17 protein-coding genes are annotated in these 18,261 nt (G+C 70.6%); 7 read left to right on the forward strand and 10 right to left on the reverse strand.

Annotated elements, in window-relative coordinates:
- Positions 1–61 precede the first annotated feature (61 nt).
- Both ACFQS2_RS02800 and ACFQS2_RS02805 read left to right on the forward strand, forming a co-directional pair.
- The gene (locus ACFQS2_RS02800) at positions 62–433 is read left to right on the forward strand and encodes an ArsR/SmtB family transcription factor (RefSeq protein WP_377015898.1); all 372 of its coding nucleotides are present in this window, start codon (positions 62–64) and stop codon (positions 431–433) included.
- Positions 406–1,332, forward strand: coding sequence for an SRPBCC family protein (locus ACFQS2_RS02805; protein WP_377015896.1), 927 nt, complete (start codon positions 406–408; stop codon positions 1,330–1,332). Before ACFQS2_RS02800 ends, ACFQS2_RS02805 begins: the two co-directional genes overlap by 28 nt.
- A gap of 46 nt (positions 1,333–1,378) precedes the next feature.
- Here ACFQS2_RS02805 and ACFQS2_RS02810 read toward each other — a convergent pair whose 3' ends face one another.
- The 6 genes from ACFQS2_RS02810 to ACFQS2_RS02835 form a co-directional block, all read right to left on the reverse strand.
- Complete coding sequence (locus ACFQS2_RS02810; RefSeq protein WP_377792674.1) at positions 1,379–3,415, reverse strand: ABC transporter ATP-binding protein; 2,037 nt, start codon at positions 3,413–3,415, stop codon at positions 1,379–1,381.
- Between the two features lie 200 nt (positions 3,416–3,615).
- A complete protein-coding gene (locus ACFQS2_RS02815) occupies positions 3,616–4,542 on the reverse strand; it encodes a Na+-dependent transporter (RefSeq protein ID WP_377792675.1) in 927 nt (308 codons plus the stop codon).
- Positions 4,543–4,575: 33 nt separating this feature from the next.
- The gene (locus ACFQS2_RS02820) at positions 4,576–5,214 is read right to left on the reverse strand and encodes a response regulator (RefSeq protein ID WP_377792676.1); all 639 of its coding nucleotides are present in this window, start codon (positions 5,212–5,214) and stop codon (positions 4,576–4,578) included.
- Positions 5,211–6,377 carry a sensor histidine kinase gene (locus tag ACFQS2_RS02825; protein ID WP_377792677.1) on the reverse strand — a complete coding sequence of 389 codons (1,167 nt, stop codon included), beginning with the start codon at positions 6,375–6,377 and terminating at the stop codon, positions 5,211–5,213. The genes ACFQS2_RS02820 and ACFQS2_RS02825 overlap by 4 nt, the downstream gene beginning before the upstream one ends.
- A gap of 25 nt (positions 6,378–6,402) precedes the next feature.
- Positions 6,403–7,191 carry an ABC transporter permease gene (locus tag ACFQS2_RS02830; protein ID WP_377015886.1) on the reverse strand — a complete coding sequence of 263 codons (789 nt, stop codon included), beginning with the start codon at positions 7,189–7,191 and terminating at the stop codon, positions 6,403–6,405.
- On the reverse strand, positions 7,188–8,177 hold the full coding sequence (locus ACFQS2_RS02835) for an ABC transporter ATP-binding protein (protein ID WP_377792678.1): 990 nt from the start codon (positions 8,175–8,177) through the stop codon (positions 7,188–7,190). The genes ACFQS2_RS02830 and ACFQS2_RS02835 overlap by 4 nt, the downstream gene beginning before the upstream one ends.
- A 97-nt stretch (positions 8,178–8,274) precedes the next feature.
- Here ACFQS2_RS02835 and ACFQS2_RS02840 point away from each other — a divergent pair, with 97 nt between their 5' ends.
- The gene (locus ACFQS2_RS02840) at positions 8,275–9,786 is read left to right on the forward strand and encodes an amidohydrolase (protein ID WP_377792679.1); all 1,512 of its coding nucleotides are present in this window, start codon (positions 8,275–8,277) and stop codon (positions 9,784–9,786) included.
- Positions 9,787–9,804: 18 nt separating this feature from the next.
- Here ACFQS2_RS02840 and ACFQS2_RS02845 read toward each other — a convergent pair whose 3' ends face one another.
- Both ACFQS2_RS02845 and ACFQS2_RS02850 read right to left on the reverse strand, forming a co-directional pair.
- Positions 9,805–10,518, reverse strand: a complete 714-nt coding sequence (locus ACFQS2_RS02845) for a GAF and ANTAR domain-containing protein (RefSeq protein WP_377792680.1) — start codon at positions 10,516–10,518, stop codon at positions 9,805–9,807.
- Positions 10,519–10,551: 33 nt separating this feature from the next.
- Complete coding sequence (locus tag ACFQS2_RS02850; RefSeq protein ID WP_377792681.1) at positions 10,552–12,444, reverse strand: SpoIIE family protein phosphatase; 1,893 nt, start codon at positions 12,442–12,444, stop codon at positions 10,552–10,554.
- A 328-nt stretch (positions 12,445–12,772) separates the two neighbouring features.
- Here ACFQS2_RS02850 and ACFQS2_RS02855 point away from each other — a divergent pair, with 328 nt between their 5' ends.
- The 3 genes from ACFQS2_RS02855 (at position 12,773) to ACFQS2_RS02865 (ending at position 15,000) form a co-directional block, all read left to right on the forward strand.
- Positions 12,773–13,546: a TetR/AcrR family transcriptional regulator gene (locus ACFQS2_RS02855; RefSeq protein WP_377792682.1), complete on the forward strand. Its 774-nt coding sequence runs from the start codon at positions 12,773–12,775 to the stop codon at positions 13,544–13,546.
- Between the two features lie 308 nt (positions 13,547–13,854).
- Positions 13,855–14,424, forward strand: a complete 570-nt coding sequence (locus tag ACFQS2_RS02860; protein ID WP_377792683.1) for a hypothetical protein — start codon at positions 13,855–13,857, stop codon at positions 14,422–14,424.
- A 15-nt stretch (positions 14,425–14,439) separates the two neighbouring features.
- The gene (locus tag ACFQS2_RS02865) at positions 14,440–15,000 is read left to right on the forward strand and encodes a TetR/AcrR family transcriptional regulator (RefSeq protein WP_377015872.1); all 561 of its coding nucleotides are present in this window, start codon (positions 14,440–14,442) and stop codon (positions 14,998–15,000) included.
- 13 nt (positions 15,001–15,013) lie between these two features.
- Here the strand turns inward: ACFQS2_RS02865 and ACFQS2_RS02870 are convergent, their stop codons facing one another.
- Complete coding sequence (locus ACFQS2_RS02870) at positions 15,014–15,739, reverse strand: VOC family protein (RefSeq protein ID WP_377792684.1); 726 nt, start codon at positions 15,737–15,739, stop codon at positions 15,014–15,016.
- Positions 15,740–15,771: 32 nt separating this feature from the next.
- On the reverse strand, positions 15,772–17,625 hold the full coding sequence (locus ACFQS2_RS02875) for a hypothetical protein (protein WP_377792685.1): 1,854 nt from the start codon (positions 17,623–17,625) through the stop codon (positions 15,772–15,774).
- Here ACFQS2_RS02875 and ACFQS2_RS02880 point away from each other — a divergent pair.
- The gene (locus ACFQS2_RS02880; protein WP_377792686.1) at positions 17,605–18,123 is read left to right on the forward strand and encodes a hypothetical protein; all 519 of its coding nucleotides are present in this window, start codon (positions 17,605–17,607) and stop codon (positions 18,121–18,123) included. The genes ACFQS2_RS02875 and ACFQS2_RS02880 overlap by 21 nt on opposite strands.
- The last annotated feature ends 138 nt before the right edge of the window (positions 18,124–18,261 follow it).

Consider the following 18,261-nt stretch of genomic DNA (forward strand, 5'->3'; position numbering starts at 1 on the left):
ATCTTCTCCTCCCCTCTCCCGACCTCTGGCATATTTCACCGCTCGTCAATATCATTGCGTCATGACGTCCTTCGGCCTGCTCGCCGATCCCGTCCGCCGTCGGATCGTCGAGATCCTCAGCGACGGTGAACGATCGGCGGGCGAGATCGGGGAAATCATCTCGGCGGAGTTCGACATCGGCCAGCCGGCAGTCTCCAATCAGCTGAGGGTGCTGCGCGAGGCCGACGCCGTACAGGTCGCCGCTGCCGGATCCCGCCGCCTCTACACGCTCTCGCCGGACGCCTTCGACGACATCGTCGCCTGGGTCGACCGCTATTCACGGCTCTGGTCCCGACGCCTGGATGCGCTCGAGACCGAGCTTGCCCGCGCGAAGCACCACAGCCTCCGCGACTCACAGGAGACCCCGTGCACCGATCGACGTCCCGCGCTCTGACCGGCACCCGCGATCGCCCGCAGCTGACCTTCAGACGCAGGTATCGGACCAGCGCCGAGAACCTGCGCGGCGCTCTCTCGACCCCCGAACGCCTCGCCCGCTGGTTCGGCCGCATCGAGGGCGAACCGTCCGGAGTCGGGGACTCCTTCACGGCCGATCTCTCCGGCGACGGATCCGACCCTGCCGGCGGCAAGGTCCTCGCCTGCGAACGCGATCTGGTGCGCGTGAGCTGGAGGTGGCAGGGGGAACCCGAGAGCGTGATCACCGCGCAGATCATCCGCCTCGCGGAGAACGACACCGAACTGCGCGTCGACCACGCTCTGCGCGAGTCGGAGCACGTGGCCGGATACGGCGGCGGATGGGAGCAGATGCTGGAGTCGCTGTCCCGTTCGGTCGCAGCGTCGACGGCAGATGCACCCGCCGACGAGGTGATCGAGCGCGAGGCGATTCAGCGGTGGGAACTGCTGCGTGCCGCACCGCTGGAGTTCCGGGAGCGAGTGCCGGCACCTGTCCATCGAGTCTGGGAGGCGTTCGCCTCGGCGCACGAGATGCGCACGTGGTTGCGACGACGATGCCCCGACCTGCACGTCGAGGCCGACGTCCGCCGTGGGGGCGGCTACCGCATCACCGCCCCGTCGGCCGGGTTCGCCCTGGAGGGCACCTATCTCGAGGTGGAGGCGCCCGAGCGCCTCGCCTTCTCGTGGACCCGGGCGGGGCACGGGGGCGAGAGCAGTGACGAGGCCGTGGACCTGCGTCTGGAGCCCGCCGGGCCGAACGCGACGCTGCTCAGCATCCGCCACTGCGGCCCCTGGACCGGCGATGAACCGGCCGGAGATCGCCGGCGGCACTGGGCAACCGCCCTCGACGGCCTCGCGGAGAAGCTGTCCTCGCCGGCGTGAGACCGGTCTGAAATCTCGCCCCGCGAGGCCGAATCCGTCTCTCGGCTCAGCCCGTGATGTCGTACTTGGCGAGGCGCCGGGTGTCGCCGGAGCTCTGGAGTTCCAGCAGCTGGGCGTAGATGCCCCCGGTCTCGGCGAGCTCGGACGGGGAGCCGATCTCGTCGATGACGCCTTCGCGCAGGGTGATGATGCGATCCACCTCGGCGATCGTGGACAGGCGGTGGGCGATGATCAGCGAGGTGCGGCCGGCCATCAGTTCGTCCAGGCCCTTCTGCACCTGGATCTCCGCCTTCGTGTCCAGCGCCGAGGTGGCCTCGTCGAGGACCAGCACGGGGGCGTCCTTGAGGATCGCGCGGGCCACGGCGATGCGCTGGCGCTGACCGCCGGAGAGCTTCAGGCCGCGTTCGCCGATCACCTGCTGGTAGCCCTCGGGGAAGCGACGGATGAAGGCGTCGGCGTTGGCGCGGCGGGCGGCCTCGCGGACCTCCTCCTCGCTCGCCTCGGGGCGACCGTAGGCGATGTTCTCCTGGATCGTGCCGGAGAAGAGGGAGGCGTCCTGGAAGACGACGCCGATGTGGGCGCGCAGCTGGTCCAGGGGCAGGTCGGCGCTGGGGTGGCCGATCACCTCGATGCTGCCGGTGCGCGGCTCGTACAGTCCCAGCAACAGGTTCACGATGGTGGACTTGCCGCCTCCGGATTCGCTGACCAGCGCGATCTTCTCGCCGGGCTCGATGTGGAAGCCGATCCCGTGCAGCACGTCCTCGCCGTCCTCGTAGGCGAAGCTGACGTCCTCGAAGGCGACCACGGGCGCGCCGGGCACCGGCTCGATCAGCGGGGACTCGGTGAGCGTGGCGACGGCGGAACCGGCCGCGGGAGCAGAGCTGGGACCAGAGGCGGAACCGGCCGCGGGAGCAGAGCTGGAACCCGAGGCGGAACCGGCCGCGGGAGCAGAGCTGGAACCCGAGGCGGACCCGTCGGCGGGAGCAGAGCTGGAACCCGATGCGCCGGCACCGACGAGCATCGGGGCCTCGGCCGCCCGCCCGTCGGCCGAACCGGCGTCCGGGGCATCGGCCGGGCGTGCAGCCATCACGGCGGCGGTGCGCGGATCGACGGGGGTCTCCATCACCCGGAAGTAGTCCTTGGAGCCCGCGATCGCGCGCTGCGCGGAGTCGATCACGAAGCTCATCGACTCCACCGGTGCTTTGGCCATGGTCATCAGCTGGACCAGCAGCACCATCTCACCGAGGGAGAACTGACCCTGGACGGTGCGCACGAAGATGATCGCGTAGATGCCGAAGAAGATGAGGTTCAGGAACGCACGGCGGATGATGTCCATCCGGTGCCAGTGCGAGGACTGCTCCCGGGTGGTGGCGTCGGTGGAGCGGAAGCGACGGGAGAAGTCCGCCAGTTCCCCGCGCTCGCGCACGAACGACTTCACCACGCGGATCTGCCCGACCACCTCCGCGAAACGGCCGGAGGCGATATCGACCTGCTCGTTCTTCTCCCCCTCGAGACGCTGCCATTTCACCGACGTCAGCGAGGTCAGCCACACGTAGACCGGGAAGACGATCAGCAGCAGCAGCGCCAGCGGCCAGGCGTACCAGGCGCTGATCACGAGGACGGCGAAGGTCGTGATCAGCATCGACGCGAAGTTGTTCGACATCATCTTCACGAAGTTCGTGATCTCGGTGATCGACCTGTTCAGCCGAGCCACGATGGTGCCGGTCACCTCGCCGTCGAACCAGCGCTGGGGCAGGTGGAGCAGCTTGTCGTAGTAGCGCACCGAGAGGATGGTGCGCATCCGGTTGCTCATCACGTCGCCGAACCAGCCGCCGACGTTGGAGACCACGGTGTTGGCCAGCTCGGCCAGCAGCACCGCGCCGGCGATCAGCAGGACGGTGCGCACAGCGGTGCCGGTGGGCGTCTCCCCGTTGACGGCGGAGGCGACGGTGTCGGTCGCGTTCCCGATCAGGAACGGCACCACCAGTCCGGCGACCGCGGTGAGGACCGAGGCGAGGATGACCGCGGCGTACAGAGGGGCGAGGGAGCGGGTGAAACGGATGATGCGCAGGAGGGACGACACCCTTCCAGCCTATGTCGCCGACCCCGACGAGCCCACTGGATTCCGCCCCGAGCTGAGCAGAACGCGACCGCGGGATCCGCGAGGTTGTTGGTATGGGTGCCCGGATCCAACCGACTCACGGATCCCGGGGCGCTCCGGCGTGAGGAGGCGGCTGCCACGTGCGAGCGGGGACGGCCCGGAACGTGCGACGTGGCCGCGCCTCAGTCCGTCTTGGGGCCGACGACGCCCAGCAGCACCCCGACCGAGCTCTTCTCCCCCGCCCGGCGCCGCCGGGCCAGGCCGGTGACCAGGGCATAGGGCACGAGCATCACGAAGCCCACGGCGCTGAGCAGGAGGATCGCGATGGTCACCGAATCGGTGACGCCGTCGGAGCGGGCCACCAGCAGGGCGGCGGCGATGTTGCGCTGGCTGGAGAGGATCGCGGGCCCGTCGGGCACCGTCAGCACGTCCCCGGCGAGATCGCCGGCGACCCGGCCGGCGACGAAGGCCAGCGCCACCAGGCCCGCGGCGACCAGAAGCACCGGGGAGAGGATCAGCCGCAGCACCAGGGCGGAGTTGGAGCCGAAACCGGAGAGGAACATCAGCACCGCGGCGACGGCGGCGACCGTGCCTGCGGTGCGCGCGAATCTGTCGGCGTGGTGCGGGAAGACCGCAGCGATGGCGATACCGGCGATCATCGGGGAGAGCATCGTGCCCAGCAGCAGCCGCGCCACGGCCCAGCCGTCGACCTCGATGTCCTGCAGGAGCAGCGGCACCACCAGCGGCATGAAGACGATCGAGCCGAGCAGCAGCACCGCCATCGGCCCGGCGGTCTCGCCGTAGGGGATGCGGGCCATCGCTCCCAGCTGCAGGACGAACGGCGCGCCCGCCGCGCACAGGGCGATCACGAAGCCCTCGCCGGTGTGGTGGGGCAGCAGCCCGTTCAGCAGCCAGACGATCAGCGTGCCCACCGCCGGGATCACCACGAAGTTGGCGCCGAGCACGGAGAAGACGGTGCGCCGGTCCCGCATCTGGAGGGCGAAGGCGCGCAGCGGCGTGCGCAGACCCATGGACAGCATCGACGCGATCGCGAATGCGGGGACGCTGACGTCGATCAGCAGACTCAGCAGGGATCCGATCGTGTGCACCACGAAAGGTTACGCGCGCACGGCGCGTGATGGTCAGATCCAGCCATTGTCCGAGGCGGTCCTCACGGCCTCGGCGCGGCTGCTGACCCCGAGCTTGCCGATCGCGGCGGAGACGTGGTTGCGCACGGTGCCCTCGCTGAGGAACAGGGTGGCGGCGATCTGCGCGGTGCCGGCGCCGGTGGCGGCGGACTGCAGCACCTCGGTCTCCTTCGGGGTCAGCGGGCTGGGGCCGACGGCGAGGGACTGCGCGGCCAGTTCGGGGTCGACCACCCGCAGCCCCTGGTCGACGCGGCGGATCGCGTCCACCAGCCGCTCGACGGGGGTGTCCTTGACCATGAAGCCCTGGGCCCCGGCCTCCATGGTGCGGCGCAGGTACCCGGCGCGACCGAACGTGGTCAGCACGATGATGCGGGGGCCGGTGCCAGGTGCTTCCCGCAGCGCCTCGGCGACGGCGATGCCGTCCTCGGGGCCGGGCGTACCGTCGGCCGAGGCGCCGGCAGGCATCTGCACATCCAGCAGCAGCACGTCGGGGCGGTGCTCGGCCACGGCCGCGAGGGTGCTCGCCCCGTCGGCCGCTTCACCGACCACCTCCAGGTCCGGTTCCAGGCGCAGCAGAGCGACCAGGCCCGAGCGCAGGATCGACTGGTCGTCGGCAACCACGAGCCGGATCATGCCGCCTCCCCCATGGTCACTGCCCCCATGGTCGCGGTCAGCCGGGTGCCGCCCTCTCCGGAGTCGACGTCCAGGTGCCCGCCGGCGATGGCGACACGGGCCTCGAGGCCCTGCAGCCCGGAGCGGCGGGCGGTCTCCGGGAAGCCGGTGCCGTTGTCGCTGACGCTCACCGAGTTCTCGTCCACCGCGATCGTGGCGCGGGTGGCGCCGGAGTGGCGCACGATGTTGGTCACGCCCTCGCGGATGACGTAGCCGAACAGTTCGGCGCGCTCGTCAGGCAGCGGCGGCAGCGCCGTCGGGACCTCGGCCTGGATGCCGACGGTGGCGAGCACGGAACGGGCCGAGGCGATCTCGGAGGCGGCGCGCACGGCCTGCATCCCGCTGGCGGTGGCGCGGACGTCGGACAGCGCCTGACGGACGGTGTCCTCGATGTGCACCAGTTGCTCGCGGGCGGCCTCGGGGTCGCTCTCCAGCAGCCGGCGCGCCAGCTGGGCGGAGATGGTCAGCGAGGTCAGGGAGTGGCCGAGCAGGTCGTGGAGGTCGCGGCCGATGCGCTCGCGCTCCGCGGCGACGGCGAGCACGGCGTTGCGCTGCTGGGCCGCCTCGAGCTCTTCCTGCAGCATCTGCTGGCGGATGCCGTAGCCGATCCCCCAGGCCATCACCATCCCCATGATCGCGAGCCCCGCCGCGACGTACTCCCCCACGGCGATCGCGGTGGAGCCGACCAGAATGCACATCACCACCATGGAGGGCACGGCCCACCGCCACGGCAGCAGCAGCACGTGCGTCATCGCCTGGAACATCACCATGTACAGCACGTACACGCCGAGGATCGGCACGAGCACCAGCAGCAGCCCCGTGCACACCGCGAACCACGCCAGCCGCACCCGCTGGGGGTAGAGGCCGACGCCGGTGGCGTACATGAACAGCGCTGCGTAGACCATGAGCAGCAGCGTCACGGCCGCGGCGCGCGGCCCGGGGCCGTCGATCCAGGCCATGACGATGGGGACGGCGGTGAACATCACCGGAGGCAGCGCGAAGGGCAGCCCACCGGAGTCGACGGCCGCCCGGTGTATCGCGCGCGGCGTCAGGGGCCGGGCGGCGGCCTCGCTCTCGCTGCCGCGCGCCCAGGATCCCCAGCTCGGCGCCTCGGTGGTCTCCATGCGGGCCATTGTGTCAGCGGCCACCTCAGCGGCGGGTCAGGCCCACGGCCCGGGTCATGCTCACCGCGCACAGCACCGCCAGCACCACGGTCCAGGCGCCGATCACCAGCAGCCCGGTCACCGGCAGGTCGCCTCCGTACAGGGTCCATTCGCCGAGGCTGGAAATCCAGTAGGTCGGCAGTGCGCGACCGAAGTCCTGCATCCACTGCGGGAACATCTCCAGCGGCATCCACAGCCCGCCGAAGATCGCCATCGCCATCATGGTGACCACGCCGCCGGCCATCGCAGCGCCGCCCTTGAGGACCATGCCCAGCACCAGTCCGATCAGGATGGTGGGCAGCAGTCCCAGCCACAGCACGGCCAGGGTCGCCAGGAGCGGGCCGACGGCCGTCTCGACGCCGGTGACGGCCCCGACCAGGCCCACGGCGATCAGCGCAGGGACGATCACGGCGCTGGCGGCCATCACGGAGCCGACCAGGAACGAGCGCGGAGACAGCCCGGCCACGATCAGCTGGCGCAGGAATCCGTTGCGCTGGTCCTCCTGGATCTGGGTGCCGGCGGTGACGGCGGCGCCGAGCCCGCCGTAGGCGGCCATGTTGATCATGACCATGCCGCGGGCCTGGCCGCCGTCCATGTCCCCGAGCATCATCGAGAACAGCAGGTACATGCCGACCGGCAGGGCGATGGTGAAGACCATGAAGATGACGTTGCTGACGGTCATGCGGGTGGTGTGCAGCGCGTAGCGCACGGTGCGGGTGGCCGCCGACGGGACGGCCGAGGCGCGGACGGGGAGCGTGGGGGCTGCGGTGCTCATCGCTGGGCTCCTTCGGGATCATCGGGGTCCGTGTGGTCGGTGATGTGCAGGAACGCCTCCTCGAGGCCGGGCGCGGAGACCAGCACCTCGTGGACGTCCTCGGCGAGGGGGCCCGTGAACAGGGCGGCCAGTGCCGCGTCGGAATCCGAGCAGACCGCGCGGACCCGCCCGGGGTCGGTCTCGTCGACCCCCGCGCTCTCGACGCCGGGCAGCTGCGCGAGCTGCTCGGGCCCGGCGCCGCGGAGGGTGATCACGCGGCCGGCGACGATCGCGCTGATCTCGGCTCCGGTGCCGTCGGCGACGACGTGTCCGCGGTCCATGACGACCACGCGGGCGGCTTCCCGCTCGGCCTCCTCGAGGTGATGGGTGGCGAAGACGATGGTGCGGCCGGTGGCGGCGACGGCGCGCATCTGGTCCCAGAAGGCGCGGCGGGCGCCGACGTCCATGCCCACGGTGGGCTCGTCCAGCAGCAGCACCTGCGGGTCGCCGAGCAGCGCGATCGCGAAACGGACCCGCTGCGCCTCGCCGCCGGAGAGGGCGCCGATGCGGCGCGTGAGGAGATCGCCGACGGCGGCCTGCTCGACCGCGTCGGCCAGCGGCATGGGGTGGGCCTGGAGGGCGTGCAGCATCTGCAGCATCGCCCGCACCTTCTGGTCCGGCAGCAGCGCCCCGGCCTGGAGCATGGCGCCGATCAGCCCGGTGCGGGTGGCGGTGACGGGGTCGGCGCCGAGGACCCTGACCGCCCCGGTGTCGGGACCGGCCAGGCCCACCATCATCTCCATGGCGGTGGACTTGCCGGCGCCGTTGGGGCCCAGCAGCGCGACGATCTCGCCGTGACCGATCTCGAGGTCGAGGTCCTGGACGGCGCGGACCTGGCCGTAGTGCTTGGTGACGCCGCGCAGGCTGATGGCGGCGGCGGGAGGGGGCTCGTGCGGTGCACGGCCGGGGGCGGGAGCAGTGGGGCCGGGAGCGGTCGTGGTGTTCATGGCAGCGAGTCTTGCGAGCCTCGGCCCCCGGTCCCAGACCCTGCGATCATCCTCGACCCATGACAGTCGTCATGGCGCGGGGAGCTACGCTGGATCGGTGCTGATCAGACAGGTGCGGCCCCTGGATGCCGCCTCCGGCGAGGTCCCGGCCCGGCCGGTGGACCTGCGCGTTCGTGACGGCGTGATCACCGAGGTGGCCGCCGAGCTGACCCGCTCCCCCGGGGAGGAGGTCCTCGAGGGCGGCGGGGCGCCGGCGATCCCCGGCCTGTGGGACCAGCATGTCCACACAGGTCAGCTCGCCCAGGCGCACTCCCGCCTCGACACCAGCGGTGCCGGGAGCGTCGGCGTGATCCTCGAGCTGGTCCGGCGCGAGCTCGGGCGCCGCCGCGAGACCGGCACCGATCCTCGACAGGCGCTGATCGGATTCGGCCACCGGCTGATCGACTTCGCGGTGCCGCCGACGGTGCCGGCGCTGGACGAGGCCACCGGCCCTGTGCCGACCGTGCTGATCGGCGGCGACGCCCACCACGCCTGGCTGAACTCCGCGGCGCTGGAGCTGCTGGGGCTCCCGGCGCGGGACGGAATCGTCGCCGAGGACGAGTGGTTCGACCTCGCCCCGCAGCTGACAGCGCTGCCCGGCGTCGCCGAGTCCTTCGCCACCGGCGCGGCGATGATGCAGCGGCAGGCGCTCCAGCGCGGCGTCGTCGGCCTGGTCGACATGGAATGGGGGCGGCCCTGGCTCGAGTGGCCAGCCCGCTCTCCCCGGTTGCGGGTGCGCACCGCCGTGTACATCGCCGAGCTCGAGAACGCTCCGGGGCCGACGGGCACCGTGCTCGACGAGACCGGACTGGTGAGGATGGGCCCGCTGAAGGTGATCGTCGACGGCGCGCTGGGCTCCCATTCCGCCTACACCCGCGAGGCCTATACCGACGGGCACGGGTACGCCGGCCGCGGCGTGCTCAGCGTCGGCCCCGAGCAGCTCACCGCGGCACTGGCCCGGGCGAAGGCGCTGGGGCTGACGGCCGCGATCCACGCGATCGGGGACGCCGCCGCCGCGGTCGCCCTCGACGCCGTCGAGCAGGTCGGCATCGCCGCCCGCATCGAGCACGCGCAGATGCTCACCGACCGCGACGTGGCGCGGATGGCGGCCCTGGGAGTGACGGCCTCGGTCCAGCCCGCGCACCTGCTCGAGGACCGGGACGTCACCGAGAACCTGTGGCCCGGACGCGGTGGCGAGGCCTTCCGGCTGCGGGACCTGCTGGAGGCCGGCGTCCCGCTGGCGCTGGGGTCCGACGCCCCCGTGGCGCCGCTGGATCCGTGGCTGGCGATGGCCGCCGCCGTCCACCGCAGCGCCGACGAGCGCGAGGGCTGGCACCCTGAGCAGCAGCTGCAGCCGCTCGAGGCTCTTGCCGCCTCGACCGACGGGATCACGGCCCTGCGCGCGGGCGGCCCCGGAGACGTGGTGCTGCTGGCCGAGGATCCCTTCGCCGACGTGCCGCTCGGGCCCGACGGGCTCATGGTCGACACCGCGGCGCGCGAGGCGGCGGAGAAGCTGCGGGCCGCGGAGGTCCTGGCGACCGTCGTCGGCGGGACGATCGGCACGAGCTGACCGAGCCGGCCGGGCCGGTCAGCGCGCGTCGGACTCCGGGAGCTGCCCGGTCTCGGTGACGTCGCGGGCGATGTCCCGCAGCTTCCGATTCAGGTGGTTGCTGGCGTGCTTGAGCAGCTCGAACGCCTCCGGCTCGGTGACCCGATGGACCGACATCAGGATTCCCACAGCGGCCCCGATCTGCCGGCTGGTGCTCAGCGCCGCACCCAGCGTCGCTGCCTCATGCGTGCTGTCCGCGAGGGCCATCAGCACGGAGGCGTGGGTCGCGAACAGGGCACCGAGCGTGACGGCGTCGTCGTCGAAGGCCTCGCCGGTGCCCGCATAGAGGTTCAGCGCGGTGGGTGAGGGAGTCTCCATCAGGTGGAAGGCGAGCACACCCCGCACCGGTGTGTCCTCCAGGGCGAGAGCCGTGAACTCCGGCCAGCGGGCCTCCGTCGAGAGGTCACCGCTGCGCACGGACTCCGATCCGGCGGCGGCCTCCAGGCACGGTCCCTGGCCGGTGCGGTCCTGGAGCTCGTCGAGCCGGCGGGCGATGTCATCGCTGCAGGCGACCAGGCGCGCCTGGCCGTTCTCGGGACGGGCCGTGATGCCGGCCCAGTCACAGCCGGGGATGGACGTGGGCGCGAGATCGATCAGACGCTGGCGAGCGACGGCCGGCGAGCCCCCGGAGGTGAGGTACGTGCTCAGGCGACGGAATTCGAGTGCCAGCTCGTGAACAGTCCTGCCAGGCATCCGCGCGCCTTCCTTCCGGTTGTGCTCCCACAGTCACGTACCTGCGTTCGTCGAGCTCCCGTTCGGCCGCCATGCGAGGCCGGCGAGGTCCAGCACCTCCTGGACAGGCGTGTCCTCGCTCGCGAGCAGATCGAGCTCGTGCCCATAGGCGACGAGCCGTTCCCGCATCTCGAGCAGCACCCGGACTCCTGCCCTGGCCAGGAACTCGACAGCGGTCAAGTCTACGGTCAGGGGGTGCAATCCGCCCCGGCAGGCACCGTCCAGATGGTCGGCGAGCCGCTGCGAGTTCGTGGTATCGACCTCGCCGGAGGCAGTGACCGTCGGCGGCATCCCGTCGACGCGCAGCCGCAGTTCGGGCACGTCAGCGTGTGCGCGCACGGGGCGCGGTGAGGACCGCGGCGACCGGCGCAGGCGTCGATGCAGGATCACGACGGTGCCGTCCTCTCCCGGGTCGCCGGGCCGGATGTCGAGGCCGTCGGCGAAGGTCCGGGCGATCCACAGGCCGCGGCCACCGGCGGCTCCGGGCGCAGCGGGAACCTGCCACCGTCCGTGATCGCCGACGACCAGCGTGAGCACCCCGTCGGCCTCGAGCGTCCCCTCGACGCTCACGGTGCCCGCGGCACGGTCGCGGTACGCGTGCTCGATCGCATTGGTGACCAGCTCGACGGCGGCCATGTCCACGTCCTGCCTGTCCGCATCCGAGCATCCCAGCTGTGCGAGCCAATCCGCGAGTGCGGTGCGCACCTCACTCAGGCCGGCGGCCGTGGCGACGACGTCGCAGCGCAGCGGCGGGACCGCGTCCTGCATCCGACGCGCAGCGAGGACGACGAGATCTCCGTCAGGACCGGGCCCGGCGAGCCGATCGGTGACCTCGCGGCACACCTGCTCCGCGGCCGGACCGGGCCCTTCGACCCTCCCGGCCGCTGCCGTCCGCTGCGGGGTCGCCGCGTCGCCCGGCCGTTCGTGGAGGCTCCCGGTGTAGAGCATCACCGTCGCGCCCGGCTCCAGCCGCACCGTCGTCACCAGCGGCGGACTTCCGGTGCCCAGCGGCGTCGACCCGGTCGTCGGCAGAGCACGCCGCGACCCGTCGGCCGAGACGACCAGCGGGGGCGGATGGCCGCTGCTGCAATAGCTCAGCTCGCCACCGGCCGGGTCCAGGACGGCGAGGCACACGGTGGCGTTGCGCATCGTGCGCACCCGGGCGGCGAGGGAATCGACCTTCCTCATCACCTGCTGCACATCGCCGGTGGCGAGCAGCGTCTCGGCGAGCATCAGACGGAGGTGGCTCGCCGCGACCGCGGCTCCCGCACCCAGCCCCGCACTGTTGCCGACCATCAGCGCGACACGGCCGCCGGCGATGGGCACAGCATCGAACCAGTCGCCCCCGCGGTCGTGCTCGCCGGATTCACCATCGCCCCCGGCCGTGTACTGCACGGCGATGTCGACCAGTGGGAGCACCGGCAGGTCGATGGGCAGCAGCGCCTGGTCGAGCGCGGCATCGGCCTCCCGGCGCCGGCGCACCCGGTCCGTCACGTCGATCTGGACGATGACGACGCCGTCGACCTCTCCCCCCTCGCCTCGTCGCGGCCGCAGGAGCAGATCGGCGAAGCGCTCCCCCGTGCCGGCGGAGGCGTCTCCGGGCACGTGCCATTCCCTCACCGTGAGTTCGTCCCCGGTGGCCATGACCTGGTGCGCCGCGTCGAGCTGCTGCTGTGCTCCCGGGGACACGAGCACCTCGCCCAGCGGGACGCCGACCAGGTCCTGCCGTCCCGCGAAGTGCCGGTAGGCGGCGTTCGCCGCTGCCACCTGACAGGCAGGGCCCTGCACGATCGCGACGGCATGCGGGAGGTCCTCGAAGCCCTCGCGGACGATCCGCTGATCGCCCGTGCGCCGCCTCGGATCGGCGTGATCGCCCGAACCGGTCATGGTGCAGTCCTCTCGTTCGCGGGCAGGCTAAGCCAGACCCCGCCCGGAGGCGCAACTCCCGGCCGGTGCGCGGTCCGGCCCGCTGCGGCTTGCGCACCATCGCGAAGCGAAGTAGTTTCACCAATAGGTCCGGCAAGTGGCCACAAATGTTCGTCCTGCGCGAATCGAGGCTTGCCATGAACCATCTGCTCCTCGTCGATCTCCCCGCCAGCGGCGGGTGGAGACCCCATACGCCGTCGCCCACCGGGATGAGTTCCACCCCGGGCCCCGCGACCGCGCGAATCCGGCCGGCCCAGCATGGCCCGGCCGACGCGGTGGAGGTGCAGTCATGACGCGCGCACCCTCCACCGATGAAGGTCGCCTGGTCACCTCCGGCCGAACCACCGCGACCACGGCCACCCCGGCGACCGGGATCGCGTCCCCGCGCTCGGCGACCCCGGCCGGCGCCCGGTCGGGACGGCCCGATCTCAACGTCGTCGGCGATGCGCCGGCCCAGGCACCGGCGAAGATCGAGCACGGGTCCCGGCGTGAATCCATTCTGGACGGCGCGTCCGAGCTGTTCGCGGAGTACGGCTACTACGGGGCCAGCCTGCGCGACATCTCCCGCCGGGTCGGGCTCTCCCATCCCGGGATGCTCCATCATTTCTCCTCGAAGGATGAGCTGCTCGGAGGCGTGATCGACCGGCTCGAGGCGCATGCTCAGCAAGCGCTCGATCGCAAGGACGAGTTCTGCTCCGACGGTGACGCGCTCCTGCGGGGCCTGACAGAGATGTGGAACCCGGGCTCGCACCTCATCCAGCTCTTGGCGACCCTCGACGCCGACGCCATCAGCGACGACCATCCCGGCCGATTCCGGATGGCTCGGCTGCGCCGCGTGCACGAGCACGTGCTCGAGCACTGCTTCGTCGCGCTCGAGAAGAACGGCCAGCTGCGCAGCTGCGTGGATCCGGAATTCGCCAGCCGCGCCATGCTGGCGCTGATCCTGCGGGACGCGGTGCGTGAGCGCACGGTGCGGACCCTGCAGCGCGAGGACCACAACGACTCCCCCGTCAAGGACGTCTGCGACCTGGCGCGTACTTTTCTGCTGGACCGCACGGAGTGAGTCGGGCGTAGCGGGTCCCGCGACCGGGGCTCGCGCGCCCGAGTGCGGCGATCGGGGGCTCGGCTGTCCCCACATCGGCACCTGGCGGTGCGCTCCATGAGAGCGTGCCGGGCAGGTGCCGATTCGCGTCCCGGGAGACGGAGGAGCCGGTGCTGGGCCGTCCGCGGGAGACCTACCGGTTGCCCGAGCGCGAAGCCCACCGCTCCGAGGCCGAGTGGATCATCGAGAATGCCACCATTGAGCGCGCATCCATACATATGTATGCTTGAACCCATACAGACGTATGGCTGGAGGGTGCCGTGTTGCGAATGATTCAACTCGTCGGGCTCGCCGCTCCGATCATCGGAGCCGCATTCCTCGTCCTGTTCCGGCAGCGCGCTCCCGGCCCGGTCACCGTCGGGCTCCTCGCCTGCGCAGCGGGCATCGCTGCATCGATCATCGGCCTCCTCAGCGAGAAGTCCGTCTTCCTGGGCAGAGACCTCGAGGGGATGACGCATCACCTCGAAATGTGGGGCATGGTGCGTCTGTCCGTCATCGCTCTGACCGTCGTACTTCTCATGACGGCAGCGGGCCTCGGACCCCATGTCTCCCCCACCTGGATTCCTCTGCTCCTGACCGGCGGCGTCTCCTCGGCGGCCGGAGCGGCGCTGCGCTTTGTCCCTATCGATCTCGGCCCCGAGCACGAGGGGCTGACGTTCCTCGCACTGATGGTCAGTGAGGCGTTGCAGTTCGGACTGATCGGCATCGGGATGATCCTCATGTGTCTTGCGGTGGTCGCCTCGCGGCCCGCCAAGGATGGCCGGGATGAGCCCCTGGCCCTGGCCCGGCGCATCGCCGGCTCGCTGTGGCGGCTACGCCGGAGCCTCCTGCGTTCATAGTCCTAACATCGGAAGATGTCCCGAGAACTCATCCAGCGCGCCATCATCGACACGATCGCCGAGGGGGGCATCGCCGGGCTCAGCGTCCGCGCCGTCGCCTCCCGTGCTGACGTCGCCATCGGAACAGTGCAGCATCACTACCGCAGCCGCACCGACATGCTCCTCGCCGCGATGGAGAACATCATCGCGACCACAGGGCTGGAGCACGGGAGATCGCCCGACAAGACGACAGAGAGCCAGCTTCATACTCTGATCGATCTGATGCTGCCCTCGCCGGACCGGACCACCGTCGCCCGCGTCTGGCTGGCCTTCGCCGCGCAGGCTGCCGTCGACCCTACTGTCGCCGAGCGCTACCAAGACATCTGGCACCGCACCCGTCGAGGGCTGACCGAGCTCCTCGCCGAGGCGCGCCCGCACGCATCCTGGGCGCAGGCGGAGTCGGCCGCCACTGAGCTGCTCGCTCTCCTGGACGGCCTGACCGTGAGCGTGCTGGCCGAACCTCGGAGCGTGTCGCCTGATACGGCACGCTCCATCGCCGGGACTCGGCTCCGAGCGCTCCTTGCCGACGTCGGGTGAAGACGGGAGCCGCTCAGGGGAAGCCGGGCGCGGGCAGCACGCAGAACTCGTTGCCCGACGGGTCGGCGTATACGCGCCATGGGAGTTCGCCCCAGTCGGGATGGAGCTCCCGACCCCCGCGCTCAGCGATCCCCGCAGCGACCTCGTCGGCGTCGTCGGTCGGCTCGAGGCGGATGTCCAGGTGCATCCGATTCTTCCCCTCGCCCTTCGGTGCGGACTCGTGGCACAGCTCCAGCAACGGCCCGCGCCGCGAGGGGTGCCGCAGGCTGCGAGGTGCGACGCCCGGCGCGTCGCCCCACCCGCTCAGCCAGGACCAGAAGTCGGCGTCCCGCTGCGGGTCCGCTGAGTCCAACGGCAGAGCCGCGATGGGGCCCGTCTCGACATAGACGTCGCGGTGCTCCATCACGCAGAAGGGGTTGCCTTCGACGTCGCCGAGCACGATCCACGGCACGTCACCTTGACCGATGTCGAGATCCCTCGCTCCGAGTTCGCGAAGTCTCTCAGCGACCTCGGACTGTTCGGCGCCGCCCGCGAGATCGACGTGCAGCCTCACAGGAGAGACCGGGGGCTCGGGGACGCGGACGAAGCACAAGTCCAGGTACGCCTCCTCGGTGAGGGGCAGGCGCGTCTCGTAGACGTCGTCCTCGACGGTCAGCGCCGTCGTGCCGAGCGCCGCTTCCCAGAAGCGCCCGAGTCGTACCGGATCCGTGGCGTCGATGCCGATGTTCTCCAGAAACATGGATTCAGTTTCGCCCGGCGCGGACCGCTCGGCTACTCGTTTTCACCGAGCACGTCCGCGCGAGCGCCGACGATGCGGTAGCCACGGGGGATGTCGGGGTCCTCGAGCAGGACGAGGACGTCTTCGCCGTCAGGAATCAGACTGACATCGGGATACCTGCCTTCCTCCGCAGGAAGCATCGTGGCGTTCCACGTCTCCCCCGCGTCCAAGCTCGCCCACACGCACGCCCCGACGCCGACCTCCGGGGCCTTCTCGTTCTCGGCGGCGGGCCGATCTATCCACCCGCCCGAGAGCATTGCACTACCGCCGAGGTCGAGAGGAAGTCCCCTGTCCTCGATATCGGTGGACCGATAGTTCTCGGAGATCGAGCCATCGGCTGCCACCGTGGCCACTGACCATCGGCTTCCCCAGCGGCTACGAACCATCGCGTTCCCCGCGACCACGGAGCTGCCGTAGAACGTCGAGCCGGCCGGCGCCCCGTCCACAGGGATGGGCGTCCAGCTCTGTCCCTGCAGAAGGAAGGTGCAGAGCCGCTGGGCATCGGATGCGTCGTACGAGGTACCGACCCCAATGATCTGACCGTCGACGACGGTGACGAACTGGACCCGCGCACCGTTGGCGGCCAGGTCCGGTACAGGGAACGCTGCGTCGAACGCCCCGACTCTCTCCCATGTGAGGCCGTCCTCGGAGCGGTAGACGACCGGCTCGATCTTCGACGCGGATCCGTCCCGCGGCACCCACGACGACAAGGGGAAGTAGTGGATCCCGTCCACACTGACGGCGTCGCCGATCTCGACGTTACCTTCGGGAATCTCGATGCCCGTAGGTTCCTGCCACGTGGTGCCATCGGTGCTCACGCGTACGTAGAGCGATGCGGCGTCGTCGGAAGACGGAGGAACGCCGGTGTAGAGCGTGATGCCGCCGCCGAGGTGATGGATGTATGCCTCACTGGGATCCTGCAGGCCGACGTCCGGGTCGTGCGGGCGAACGACCTCGTCGCCCTCGACACCGACGGGGAGCCGACCCTCGCGGTCCCCCCACGCGATTCTGCGGTCGTCGCGACGCAAGTACCCGGTATCCCAGGTGGACATGGCAACGATTCCGTCGGCGGAGCTGCCGGCCGAGAGCTGGAGCTCGCGCGTCGGGGCGTACGCGAGGCCCGCTGTGTAGCTCGGGTCGTCGCGCTTCTTCACGTACACGCACGCTTCGGTGCGCGCGATAGTGCCCTCCTCGTCGGCGACACAGCTGAAGATTCTCTCCGGCGAGTATGCGTCGACGTCGCTGATCGACCAGGCCCCGTCCGCCCCACGTCGAGCCGTGCGACAGTCGTCAGCGAAGTAGACGGCCAGCGAGATCGACGCATCGTCTGCTGCGACGACGGAGGATCCGAGTTCCAGGTCCGAGAAGTCCATCGGAGTCTCGGGGTCGAGATCGCCTCGAGTGTCGTGCTCGAATCCGTCGATGCCCCACGTCGGAAGGGGAATCTCCTCCTGCGCGAAGGACGATCCGTCTGTGCTCGACCAGGCGATCGGGCGACGGTACCTCTCCCCCTCCGCCCAGTCGGCGGGAATGAGATGGTCACCCATCACCACGAACGCGTCGCCCTGAACCTGCAGGTCCTCGGCGCCCGGACGCTGCGCCTTATCAGGCAGAGCCACAGGCTCGCTCCAGGTCGCACCGCCATCTGTCGAGGTGACGACGGCCGGTTCCCACGCCTCTGTTCCCACCTCGCGCATCACCAGGACGACGACGGTCTCCTCGATTCGCCGGACTGCTTCGGGCTGCCAGGTCTCACCATCGGGAACAGCGAGGGACTCCAGCTCCGTGACTCCCCCGTCCGCGGCTACCTCCCAGATCCGAATCCTGTGATCGCGAGGCAGGGCCATGACCAGCCCGCCGCCGACGACGGTGAAATCGGCATCGATGCCGTCGGCGAGCTCGACCGTCTCCCAGTCGGAGAGGTCGGTGGAGGTGCACATGGAATAGGCATAGACGTCCTCGATGATCCGACGCGAGTAGACCCTCACGCGTTCGCCGGATCCATCGACCCGAATCCCGGTGGCCGCGGGCTCCACGGGAACCTCGATTCCTTGCGGCTCGGCAATGGTCACGACGCTCACCTGAGCTTCGAGCGACTTCTCGCGGTGGACCAGCATGGCCAGCGGACGGTCGGCGGTCGGCGCGAGCCCCCATTCATTGATCCGGACGGGCTCCTCGGCGACGAGCTCCGAGGAGGTCGTCAGTGGCGCGAGGGTGACGCTCGCCCGAGGTTTCTCGACGAAGGGGAGCCAGCTCATATCCGCGTCGCACCCGGCGAGCGCGAACGGGGCGAGCAGGGCACTGGAGAGGAGGAGGGAACGACGGGTGGGGCGGAGCGGGGCTGAGAACGCAGGCACGCTGCCATCCAATCATCGCCGACCTCACAGATTGGGCAACTGTCCACAATCACCTGGACGTTAGCCCGACGGAAAATCACTCGCCCCTCATGGGTGTCCGCAATACCGTGGCCCCAGCTCCGGCCC

The sequence above is a fragment of the Brachybacterium sp. GCM10030267 genome (genome assembly GCF_042666875.1).
Classification (GTDB): domain Bacteria; phylum Actinomycetota; class Actinomycetes; order Actinomycetales; family Dermabacteraceae; genus Brachybacterium.

What these genes read in the sequence shown, in the direction of transcription:
- ACFQS2_RS02835 (WP_377792678.1), bottom strand. Translation starts at nt 8,177, where the DNA reads ATGAACACCACGACCGCTCCCGGCCCCACTGCTCCCGCCCCCGGCCGT.
- ACFQS2_RS02850 (WP_377792681.1), bottom strand. Translation starts at nt 12,444, where the DNA reads ATGACCGGTTCGGGCGATCACGCCGATCCGAGGCGGCGCACGGGCGAT.
- ACFQS2_RS02825 (WP_377792677.1), bottom strand. Translation starts at nt 6,377, where the DNA reads ATGGAGACCACCGAGGCGCCGAGCTGGGGATCCTGGGCGCGCGGCAGC.
- ACFQS2_RS02845 (WP_377792680.1), bottom strand. Translation starts at nt 10,518, where the DNA reads ATGCCTGGCAGGACTGTTCACGAGCTGGCACTCGAATTCCGTCGCCTG.
- ACFQS2_RS02800 (WP_377015898.1), top strand. Translation starts at nt 62, where the DNA reads ATGACGTCCTTCGGCCTGCTCGCCGATCCCGTCCGCCGTCGGATCGTC.
- ACFQS2_RS02855 (WP_377792682.1), top strand. Translation starts at nt 12,773, where the DNA reads ATGACGCGCGCACCCTCCACCGATGAAGGTCGCCTGGTCACCTCCGGC.
- ACFQS2_RS02820 (WP_377792676.1), bottom strand. Translation starts at nt 5,214, where the DNA reads ATGATCCGGCTCGTGGTTGCCGACGACCAGTCGATCCTGCGCTCGGGC.
- ACFQS2_RS02830 (WP_377015886.1), bottom strand. Translation starts at nt 7,191, where the DNA reads ATGAGCACCGCAGCCCCCACGCTCCCCGTCCGCGCCTCGGCCGTCCCG.
- ACFQS2_RS02865 (WP_377015872.1), top strand. Translation starts at nt 14,440, where the DNA reads ATGTCCCGAGAACTCATCCAGCGCGCCATCATCGACACGATCGCCGAG.
- ACFQS2_RS02860 (WP_377792683.1), top strand. Translation starts at nt 13,855, where the DNA reads ATGATTCAACTCGTCGGGCTCGCCGCTCCGATCATCGGAGCCGCATTC.
- ACFQS2_RS02875 (WP_377792685.1), bottom strand. Translation starts at nt 17,625, where the DNA reads ATGGCCCTGCCTCGCGATCACAGGATTCGGATCTGGGAGGTAGCCGCG.
- ACFQS2_RS02870 (WP_377792684.1), bottom strand. Translation starts at nt 15,739, where the DNA reads ATGTTTCTGGAGAACATCGGCATCGACGCCACGGATCCGGTACGACTC.